Here is a 10,523-nt window from a genome sequence, read left to right as displayed (position 1 = left end):
CAGGCTCCCTCCCCCGCAAGGGGGGAGGGAGCCTGGGCAGCGTGCTCACCTCACTCGGACAGTGAGGTGAGAGAAGTTGCGTGCGCCCACTTCGCTCGAAAACGCTCTGGCCTCACGACTTGACGGCACCTGCCGTCAGCCCGCCGACCATGTAGCGCTTGAAGGCGTAGTAGACCGCGGCCGGCGGCAGCGCGTAGATGAAGCCGGTGGTCATCAAGAGCTCCCACGGCGAATCGTCGGCGGCGAGGAAGTTGCCGAGCGCGACCGGCAGCGTGATGTCGGTATCCTTCGAGAGCAGCAGGAACGCGTAGAGATATTCGTTCCAGGCGAGCAGGATCGCATAGGTGCCGACCGCGACCAGCGACGGCATCATCAGCGGCACATAGACCAGGCGGAACAGCTGCAGCGTGGTGGCGCCGTCCATCGTCGCGGCTTCATCCAGTTCGACCGGCAGCTTGTCGGAAGCCTGCTTCAGCACCCAGATCGCGTAGGGCGCGGCGATCGTCACCATCGCCAGGATCAGCGACCAGTGATTGTTCAAGAGGCCATAGGTGCCCATGGTGCGGTACATCGGCACGGCGAGAAACGCCGCCGGGATGAAGTAGGTGAACAGCGCCATGTTCATCACGGCGCGGCCGCCCGGCACCCGCAACCGCGAGATCGAGAACGCCGCGGCGGTGGCGACGAACAGCGTCAGCGCGCCGACCGCGAGCGCGATCACGGTCGAATTCCAGAACTGGATCCAGAAGTCGCGCAGGAAGTAATGCTGCTGGTGGAACACGATCGAGAAATTGTGGAACGTCGGATGCGCCGGCCACAGCTTGCCGGAGAACGCGTCCTCCTTCGGCGAGATCGCGAACACGAACATGTGGTAGATCGGAATCATGGTCCAGATGAAGACCGGGATGCCGATCAAGAGCAGCTTGGCTTCGGTGCCGACTTCGCGGAGGGTGGGCAGCTTCATCGCGACAACCGTTTCATCATGAAATAGACCAGCGGCAGCACGAACGGCATCGCGCAGACGATCGAGGCCATCGCCAGCGACAGCTGGTCGAGCCTGAGATAGCGGATGCCCAGCGTCGAGAGCACGTGGGTGAGGTCGGCGGGTCCGCCGCCGGTGAGCAGATAGACGCTGTTGAAGTCGCCGAGCGTCCAGATCATCGAGAGCAGCGTGCAGGTGATGTAGAGCGTCTGCATCGACGGCCAGGTGATGTAGCGGAATTTCTGCCACCAATTGGCGCCGTCGACGTCGGAGGCCTCGTACAGGTCGTGTGAGATCGCGAGCCGTCCGGTCAGCAGGATCAGCGTCCAGAACGGCAGCGACTTCCAGATGTGCACGCCGATCGCCATCGCCAGCGCGACCGCCGGATCGTTCAGCCAGTTCGGGCCGTCGTCGCCGGTGAACTTGAAGATCAACTGGTTGACCACGCCCCATTCGGGATTGAGCATGAAGCGCACCGACAGGATGGTCGGGATCGACGGCACCGCCCAGGGCAGGATGAAGATGACCGACAGCCACCTGATCCAGGGCCGCTGCTGGGCGAAGAAGCCGGACAGGAACAGCGCGATCAGCATCTTGATGTTGATGCCGATGACCAGGAAGATCAGCGTGTTGACCGCGGCGCGCGCGAAGATCGGGTCGTTGTACAGCGCGACATAGCTCGCCGGCTGGCGCGCCAGCCACAGGCCGTAGCCGACCGGATAGACCACGAAGGCGAGAAACACGAGCAGGTAGGGCGCGAGCAGCACGATGCCCCAGACCTGCGGCGGCGACAGCCGCGCCGACAGTGGCGGCGAGGGGGCATCGGATGCGGAGAGTGTGATCGCCATTCGGTTACTCTTGGAGCCGTGAGCTTTTGGAGCGAGGGTATCCCCTGCGCCTACCCCGTCGTCCCTGCGAAAGCAGGGACCCATAACCACCGGCTTTCGTTGTTGCACGAAAGCCGGTGACCAGCGTCTTTCAAAATCACCGCCGCGGCGTATGGGTCCCTGCTTTCGCAGGGACGACGGAAGCATACGGTCGCGGCGGTTCGCATCATCTACATCACCCCGCGACCTGCTTGATACGGGCGATCAGTTCGTCGACGGCCTTGTCCACCGGCACCTTCTCGCTGACGACGCGGTTCATGGCCTTGGCCCAGACGTTCTCGTTGTTCAGGATGGTGAACTTCCAGTTCTTGGTAAAGTCGAACGGCGTGGTGCCGCCGGTGAACTGATTCCAGACCGCTTTGCGATGCCGGTCGGCCTGCCAGAACGGGCTCGCCTGGCTGGCCTTGGTCACCGGGAACCAGCGTCCGAGCGCTCCCTCGATATAGGGCCGGACGTTGTCTTCCTGCATCAGGAAGCTGATGAACTGCTTGCCTTCGGCCTTGTTCTTGGCGTTGGCGAAGATCAGTCCGGTCTTGACGTCGGAGCGGTAGCGGATCGTCGAGCCGTCCGGCGCCTTCGGGAAGGATGCCGTGATGATGTCGTGCTCATAGGCCTGCTTGCCGGCGGCGCGCTGCGCGTCGGTCAGCGCCGGGTTGGTGGAATCCTCGAACCACTTCGCCGCGATCGAGATCGTGAAATTGTGGGTCATCACGATCGTCTTGTTGTGGAAGGCGACGTTGTTGTCCGGGTCCTTCCAGGTGGTGGAAGAGGGCGGCGTGCAGCCCTTGATGTAGGTGTCGGTGTAGTCCTTGAGCGCGTGGATCAGGCCGTCGCGCACCTTGGGATCGTCGACCAGGAGCTTGCCGTCATCGTCGACCAGCCTGACGTGGTAGGCGTCCATGAAGGTGTAGAACGACTGGAAGGAGTCGGTGGATTCCACGCCCATCGGCTGGCCGACGCCGTAGATGCGCTGGCCGGTCGCCTTGCGGATTGCCGGCTGCACCTTGTCGCACCAGAACGTCCAGTAGTCTTCCCACTTGGTCGGGATGTCGGGGGCCTTGAAGCCGGCCTTCTCCAGCATGTCGCCCCAGATCTGGACGTGCATGCTCTGCTGCTTCAGCGGGAAGCCGTAATAGGACTTCTTCTTGGTGACGTCGTTGTAGAGCAGCGCCGCTTCCAGCGTGTTCGGCGCGAAGGCGTCCTTCATCGGCAGCATGATGTCGGAGAGATCCTCGAGCTTGCCCTCGAAGGCCCACTTGCCCTGGGCCTGCACATCGTAGGTGTCGGAATAGGCGACGTCGGGCACGGTGCCGGAATCGAGCGCGGCGACCGTCTTCGGAATCATGTCCTGGATCGCGTATTGCGACAGTTCGACCTTGATGCCGGTCTTGGCTTCGAATTTCTTGATCGTCTCGAGCAGCGCGTCGTCTTCGGATTTGTAAAATCCCTTGCCCCACCAGACGGTGATCGTCTTGCCCTGGGCCAGAGCGGGTGCAGTTGCGGCAAACAGGCCGACCGCAGCGACCGCAATCGATAGCGCACCGATAACCTTGGATCTCACGTTGTTCTCCCTCATGAGGCCGGCTTTTTAACCGGTTGGAGAAAACACTAGCGCATGCCCGTGACCCGATAAAGATGCCGGATCGACGACTTCTGTAGGGGGGGACGCGGCGAGAGCGTGGATCAGTCCCGGTGCATCCATGCGGAAAGTGAATAGATTCGACCTGGTCAGTTCGACGTCGTCAGTTCGACCTCTTCAATTCGACTTGGCGTTCTCGGCCGCTGTCGCCGCTCCGTTGCCGGGTGCGCCGGCCGCGGCATCGGGCGCGGCCGCGGGCCGCGCGCCGCCGCCGGTGAAGCGCTCGATCACCGAGCGCACCGCATCGCGCGTCTTGCGATCCTTCACCGCGTCGAGCAGCGGGGCGGATGCCGGCGAGCGGCGGATCAGGCTTTCCGGATCGGGGAAGATCAGCGGATCGTCCCACGGGCCCTGGATCACGAAGGGCAGATCGAATCCGTTGCCGCCGCCGGCCGCCGAGGTCAGGCTTGCGACGCCCTTGAGATCGTACTCGCGCGACGGCACCGAGGCGGTGCCGGTCAGCGTGATCTTCGCCGTGGGGCTCTCGACACGGATGTCGTCGGCGGTCGCGACGCCGTCGGCGAATTTCACCGAGATGTTGAGATTGTCGTAGGGCGTCGAGCCGGAGCGGAAATTGCCGCCGCCGGACAGCGGCCGCTTCTCTAGCCGCCGCAACAGCTGCTCGACATTGAAGCCGGCGATCGCGCCGTCATGCCCGTTCAGCGTGGCGGTGCCGTCCAGCGACGATGCGAGCCCGAACGGGCTCGAGCCGGAGGCCGTCAGCGAGACGTTGAGGTTGCCGCGGCCGGAGAGCTTGTTGATGCCGAACAGCTCGCTGGCGCAGGCCTGCAAATCGACATCGGTGAATTGGAATTGCGCCCGGACGTCGGCGACCGCATCCGAGCGCGCGATCGCGAACGAACCCTTGGCGATGCCGCCATACATCTGCGCCTCGCCGACGCTGAGCGCCAGTGCGCCGCCGCGCAGATTGGCGCCGAACGCGGTGCGGCCGAGCTTGGACGGGCCGACCGTCACCTTGGCCGCCGACAGGCGCATGTCGAGATCGGTCGACGACAGCGAGGACAGGTCGAACAGCTGCCTGTTCCAGTCGCGCTGGCCACTGGCCAGCAGGCGGAAGGTCGAGATGTAGGGCGTGAAATCGAGGTTGCCGGCGGCGAGCGTCGCCTGCAGCGACTGCCGGCCGTTATTGGCGTATGTCATCACGCCCTCGGCGACATTGCCGTCGAGCTCGACATTGACGTTGGTGAGCGCGACCGAGCCGCCGACCACATTGGCGCGGGCCTTCAGCGCGAAGCGGCCGAAGCCGCCACCGCCGCCGGGCGGCGCCTGTCCCATCCAGCGCAATGCGTTGCGCAGCGACGGTGAGTCCATCGTGGCGGTGCCTTCCATCATCAGGCTAGTGCGGTTGGCGACGGTTCCGTCGAACGCGACCTTCAGCGGCGCACTGGCCAGCCGTGCCTTGAGGCCGGAGCGGTCGCCCGACAGCAGGGCGACGAAATCGCTGGCGCTGATCGAGCCGTCGACGCGCTCGCCGCGCCAGTCGAACTGGCCGGTTGCGGCAAAGGAACGCGAGATCGACGGCCAGGCCAGCGACAGGTCGATATCGCCGAGTTGCTCGGAGATGTTGTTGGTCCCATCCTGGTAATTCAGCTCGCCGTCCTGGATCCGGATTTCGGAGAACGACACCTGGTTCTCGGCGCCGGGCGTCATCGCCTTGGCGATGGTCTCGACGAACGGTGTCCAATTGCTGTCGCCGGCGGTGTCGCGCACCACACGGATATGCGGGCGCAGCATCATGACGTCGGCGATCTCGAACCGCCGCAGCAACAGCGGCAGCAGCCGCAGGTTGGCGGTCAGCACGTCGACCTGCAAGGCCGGGCCGACGGTATCGGCGCCCTTCAGCCCGACATTGTGAAAGGAGACGTAGCTGCCGGGAAACACCGAAACGTCGATCGGCCCGTTGACGACGAGCTCGAGCCCGGTCACGGCGCGAATCTGCGCTTCCACCGCGCGCTGCAGCGCGTCCCGGTTGAGGAACCACGACGTTCCGACCAGCCCGACCAGCGCCAGGCCGAAAAGCGCCGCGATCGGCATCCCCAGGCGCTTTATTCCTTGGGCCATCGTCAATGACATGTCCGGGTCGGGTTGAGTTTTGTCGGGTCGTCGTCGAACACAGCGGGCTCTCGCCGGAGGCCCCTGCCAACCCACGCAACTTGAAGGGTTTTCTTGACGCTTTCAAGGCCATGTTGACGCCGCGGGCTGCCGCCCGTCGCCGCACGGGGCCGTGATTGACGCATTGCGAAGATTTCGCCTAATAATCCGCATTGTCACAGCCGTTCCGCGCCCTCCATCAGGTATTCGCTGCATGAACAAAGTTTATCCCGACGCCAAATCGGCACTCGATGGTCTCCTCAAGGACGGCATCATGATCATGTCGGGGGGGTTCGGCCTCTGCGGCATTGCCGAGACCCTGTCGGACGCGATCCGCGATTCCGGCGTCAAGGGCCTCACCGTCGTCTCCAACAATGCCGGTGTCGACGGCATCGGCCTCAGCCGGCTGCTGGAGACGCGCCAGATCAAGAAGATGATCTCGTCCTATGTCGGTGAGAACAAGCTGTTCGCCCAGCAGTATCTCGCCGGCGAGCTCGAGCTCGAGTTCAACCCGCAGGGCACGCTGGCCGAGCGCATCCGCGCCGGCGGCGCCGGCATCCCGGCCTTCTACACCAAGACCGGCGTCGGCACGCTCATCGCCGAAGGCAAGGAAGTGAAGGAATTCGACGGCGAGAAGTACATCATGGAGCGCGGCCTGTTCGCCGACGTCGCCATCGTGCACGCCTGGAAGGGCGACACCGCCGGCAACCTGGTCTACCGCAAGACCGCGCGCAACTTTAACCCGATGATGGCGACCGCCGCGAAGGTCACCGTCGCCGAGGTCGAGCATCTGGTGCCGGCCGGCGAGATCGATCCGGACCACATCCATACCCCCGGCATCTTCGTCAAACGCATCATCGAGGTCGGCACGGCCAAGAAGCGGATCGAGTTCCGCAATACCCGTCCGCGGCCCGCCGCCTAAAGCGCGCATGATCCGGAAAAGTGGGAACCGGTTTTCCGATAAGATCATGCGCAAACCAAAAACCTCTGCAGGAGAGCCTCATGGCCTGGACCCGTGAACAGATGGCCGCCCGCGCCGCCAAGGAGTTGCGCGACGGCTATTACGTCAATCTCGGCATCGGCATTCCGACGCTGGTTTCGAACTACATCCCCGCGGGCATCGACGTCAGCCTGCAGAGCGAGAACGGCATGCTCGGCATGGGCCCGTTCCCCTATGAGGACGAGGTCGACGCCGACCTCATCAATGCCGGCAAGCAGACGGTGAGCGAGCTGCCCTCGACCAGCTATTTCTCCTCGGCCGATTCCTTCGGCATGGTGCGCGGCGGCCACATCGACCTGTCGATCCTCGGCGCCATGCAGGTGGCGCAGAACGGCGACCTCGCCAACTGGATGATCCCCGGCAAGATGGTGAAGGGCATGGGCGGCGCCATGGACCTCGTCGCCGGCGTCAAGCGCGTCGTGGTCGTGATGGAGCATTCCGCCAAGGACGGCGCCAAGCTGCTCAAGCAGTGCAATCTGCCGCTGACCGGCGAGCGCGTGGTCGACATGGTGGTGACCGATCTTGCGGTGTTCACCATCGACAAGCACGGCAAGGACGGCATGGCGCTGATCGAGCTCGCCGACGGCGTCACGCTCGACGAGGTCAAGGCCAAGACCGAGGCGGAATTCCGCGTCGCGCTGAAGAACACCTGAGATGATTGGCGCGGGACGATCCTCGATCCGTCCCGCACGATCCGACGACGCGGGCTTCATCGCCCGTGTTGTCCTCGCCGCGCAGCGCGGCCCGTTGCCGCGCGGCTGGATTGACATCGCGCTCGATCGTCCCGAGCCGGAGTGCCTGGCGTTCATGGCGCGGCTCGCCGTCGCGCGGGTGAAATCATGGTATCACGTCGCCCACTTTCTGATCGCCGAGGTCGATGGCGTCCCGGCGGCCGCGCTGTGCGCGATGCCGGCATCCGGAACGGTCGTTGCGGCACGCGCGGCGATCGAGGAGGTGGCGGCACAGCTCGGCATCGATGCCGATGCCATCGTGGCGCGCGGCGGCTATGCCCGTAACTGCTGGGTGCAAGGCGGTGAGGGCGACTGGCTGATCGAGCATGTCGCAACCGATCGAGCCTATCGCGGCAACGGCATGGTGCAGCCGCTGATCGGCCGCGCGCTCACCGACGGCAAGGCCGCCGGCTTTGCGCGGGCGTCGATCTCGTTCGTGATCGGCAACGAGGCGGCCGAACGCTGCTACACCAAGGCCGGCTTCGCCTTCGCCGAAGAGAAGCGCGATGCGGCATTCGAGGCGCTGACCGGCGCGCCGGGTTTTCGCCGGTTTGCGCGGGCGATGTGAGGCGGGGCGGCGAACGCGCCACATCCAAGCCGTGGTTGTTGATGGTGTGGTACGCTTGTGCCCCAATGGCGCTGTCGTCCCGGCGAAGGCCGGGACCCATAACCACAGGGTAGCGTTGTTGAAAGACAGGCTGCGGCCCCAGCGACGCGCAACAATCGAGATTTGGGGTAATGGGTCCCGGCCTTCGCCGGGACGACGATGAGGATAGTTCTCGATTCAGGATTCCAAACACGCGGTGTCATCACCCGCGCATGCGGGTGATCCAGTATTCCAGAGACGCCAGCGCTTGAGCCGAAAGGCCGCGGCGTACTGGATCGCCCGGTCGAGCCGGGCGATGACAGCGGAGTGGGTACGCAACTCTTTCCGCACGTCGTCCCTGCTTTCGCAGGGACGACACCGAGTATGTTGCGGCTTGCGGGCCACAGTGCACGGCAGCGTGCAGGGCCGTGTCATGTGATGACGCTCACATCTGCGGTCATGGTCGCTCCTCGCCAAACAATCTGATTGTCATCTGCGTGTCGCGCCAGTCCTAACGCTTGTCGCGATAGTCCAAGTGTCAGGACGCCGCGTCGTCGTAGTCGTCTGTTCCCCTCCGATTGTCTCCATCATCGAGGATCGATCCGTGATCAAGGTTTTTCGCCGCTCGTTCGTTGCAGGCCTGCTGTCGCTTGGCCTGGCGCTGCTGTCATCTCACGGCGCCCAGGCGCAAGGGACCAATACGGGGACCGATACCATTCTCGTGCTCGATGCATCCGGCTCGATGTGGGGCCTGGTCGACGGGCAGAGCAAGATCTCCGCTGCGCGCCAGGCGGTCGATGCGATCCTGTCGAAATGGAATCCGGCGGATCGTCTCGGCGTCATGGTCTATGGCCATCGCTCGAAGGGCGACTGCAAGGACATCGAGCTGATGGTGCCGGTCAGCAAGTTCGATCCGACGAGGATCAAGGCTGCGATCGACGGCATCAATCCGAAGGGCAAGACGCCGATCTCGGATTCGCTGCGTGCCGCCGCCGAAGCGCTGCACTCGACCGAGAACAAGGCCAATGTGATCCTGGTCTCCGACGGGATCGAGACCTGCGCGCCGGATCCGTGCGCGGCCGCGGCCGAGCTGAAGAAGGCCGGCATCGGCTTCACCGCCCATGTGATCGGCCTCGATGTCGCCGATCCCGCGGCGAAGAGCCAGCTGCAATGCATCGCGCGGGCGACCGGCGGCGTCTATCTCGATGCCGGCAACGCCGCGAGCCTGACCGGCGCGCTGACCAAGGCGGTGGCGGCGACGCAAGGCACCCAGGTCGCCAGCGAGGCGCCGCCGAAGCCGGTGGCCGCCGATCCCTATCTCGGCAAGAACATCCGCGGCGTGGCGCGGCTCGCCGAAGGGCTCGATCCGATCAGCGACGAGGACGTCAATTGGGGCGTCTACAAGCGCGCCGGGGCCGAGAAGGGCGCGCATGTCAACACCTTCTACGGCGCGCCGTTCGCCGACAACATCGCGCCCGGCGATTACATCGTGGAGGTGAGCTACCGGCAGCTCAAGCGCGAGTTTCCGCTCAAGGTCGAGAACGGCAAGCCGGCCGCGCTCGATGTCATCCTCGATGCCGGTTACGTCACCAGCGAAGGCTCGGTGGCAGGCGGCGCGGGCAAGGTCGACGACGTGGTCTGGCAGGTCTTTGACAAGGGCGGCAGGCTGATCGCGCAGGAATACGACGCGGTGCCGCGCTTCGTCCTCGCCGCGGGCAGCTATACGTTGACCCTGACCAAGGGCCAATCGAAGACCAGCAAGCCGTTCTCGGTCGCTGCGGGCGACTCCAGCAACGTCCAGCTCACCCTCGATGTCGGCAAGCTGATCGTGACCTCCACCTATGCCGAGGGCGGGCCCAAGGTCGAGAAGGACCTCGTGGTCGCGGTCCACCAGCCGGCGAACTCGAACGGCGACGAGGGCGAGAAGGTCGCGCAGGAATACGACGCCGAATCGAAGTTCGATCTGCCGACCGGCAGCTACGAGGTGAAGGTGACGGTCGGCGAGGCCAGGGGCACGGCGAGCGCGGAGGTGAAATCAGGCGCGCCGAGCCGCGTCACGGTCAATCTCAACGCCGGCGTGGTCGGGATCAAGGCCGACGGTGCTCAGGAGATCGACATCCTGGGCGCCGAGCGCGACATCAATGACGAGCGTAAGCGCGTTTCGGTGACGTATGACGCCGCAGTCAACGTCGCGCTCAGCGCCGGCGACTATGTCGCGGTTGCCATCTATGCCGACGGCCAGAAGGTGGAAAAACCGTTCTCGATCGCCGCCGGCAAGCGCCAGACGCTGGAGATCAAGCAGCCATAAGGCGTGGCACTACGGCAAGTGCGTGGTGTCGCGCGTGAGGTGAGCACTCTCTCCGGCTCCCTCCCCCTTGCGGGGGAGGGTGGGGAGAGGGGTAAGCCCCGGGCGCGATGATTGACGAGAGCATCGCTTTCGCAATCTCGGCCGCGTCGTCGAACTGAGACCAACATGGAGAGAGCGTGCCGTGCGGCCACCCCTCTCCCCAACCCTCCCCCGCAAGGGTAGGGGAATCGCATATGGCGGCGGAGGGGTGTTGCCAAGCTGTTGGAACTGGATTCTTT

Annotated in this window: 8 protein-coding genes; 4 read left to right on the top strand and 4 right to left on the bottom strand. The window is 64.6% G+C overall.

Going from position 1 to position 10,523, the window contains the following annotated elements:
• Positions 1-112 precede the first annotated feature (112 nt).
• The 4 genes from QMZ05_RS38795 to QMZ05_RS38780 all read right to left on the bottom strand — a co-directional run bounded on the left by QMZ05_RS38795 (position 113) and on the right by QMZ05_RS38780 (position 5,590).
• Complete coding sequence (locus tag QMZ05_RS38795; protein ID WP_074131852.1) at positions 113-964, bottom strand: carbohydrate ABC transporter permease; 852 nt, start codon at positions 962-964, stop codon at positions 113-115.
• A complete protein-coding gene (locus tag QMZ05_RS38790; RefSeq protein WP_050422655.1) occupies positions 961-1,830 on the bottom strand; it encodes a sugar ABC transporter permease in 870 nt (289 codons plus the stop codon). Before QMZ05_RS38790 ends, QMZ05_RS38795 begins: the two co-directional genes overlap by 4 nt.
• A 214-nt stretch (positions 1,831-2,044) precedes the next feature.
• Positions 2,045-3,430 (bottom strand): ABC transporter substrate-binding protein, encoded by a 1,386-nt coding sequence (locus QMZ05_RS38785; RefSeq protein WP_353705557.1) that lies wholly within the window; start codon positions 3,428-3,430, stop codon positions 2,045-2,047.
• A gap of 195 nt (positions 3,431-3,625) precedes the next feature.
• The gene (locus QMZ05_RS38780) at positions 3,626-5,590 is read right to left on the bottom strand and encodes an AsmA family protein (protein ID WP_353705558.1); all 1,965 of its coding nucleotides are present in this window, start codon (positions 5,588-5,590) and stop codon (positions 3,626-3,628) included.
• 244 nt (positions 5,591-5,834) lie between these two features.
• Here QMZ05_RS38780 and QMZ05_RS38775 point away from each other — a divergent pair, with 244 nt between their 5' ends.
• The 4 genes from QMZ05_RS38775 to QMZ05_RS38760 all read left to right on the top strand — a co-directional run bounded on the left by QMZ05_RS38775 (position 5,835) and on the right by QMZ05_RS38760 (position 10,245).
• Positions 5,835-6,542 carry a CoA transferase subunit A gene (locus tag QMZ05_RS38775; protein WP_076861290.1) on the top strand — a complete coding sequence of 236 codons (708 nt, stop codon included), beginning with the start codon at positions 5,835-5,837 and terminating at the stop codon, positions 6,540-6,542.
• Positions 6,543-6,622: 80 nt separating this feature from the next.
• Positions 6,623-7,273: a 3-oxoacid CoA-transferase subunit B gene (locus QMZ05_RS38770; RefSeq protein WP_074131751.1), complete on the top strand. Its 651-nt coding sequence runs from the start codon at positions 6,623-6,625 to the stop codon at positions 7,271-7,273.
• 1 nt (position 7,274) lies between these two features.
• A complete protein-coding gene (locus tag QMZ05_RS38765) occupies positions 7,275-7,919 on the top strand; it encodes a GNAT family N-acetyltransferase (RefSeq protein ID WP_353705556.1) in 645 nt (214 codons plus the stop codon).
• Positions 7,920-8,541: 622 nt separating this feature from the next.
• Positions 8,542-10,245, top strand: coding sequence for a vWA domain-containing protein (locus QMZ05_RS38760; protein ID WP_353705555.1), 1,704 nt, complete (start codon positions 8,542-8,544; stop codon positions 10,243-10,245).
• Positions 10,246-10,523 lie beyond the last annotated feature (278 nt).

Source organism: Bradyrhizobium sp. INPA03-11B, assembly GCF_040446015.1.
Taxonomy (GTDB): Bacteria; Pseudomonadota; Alphaproteobacteria; order Rhizobiales; family Xanthobacteraceae; genus Bradyrhizobium; species Bradyrhizobium macuxiense_A.
Note: the sequence above shows the minus strand (reverse complement) of the source record. Positions and strands in the feature narration are given on the sequence as shown.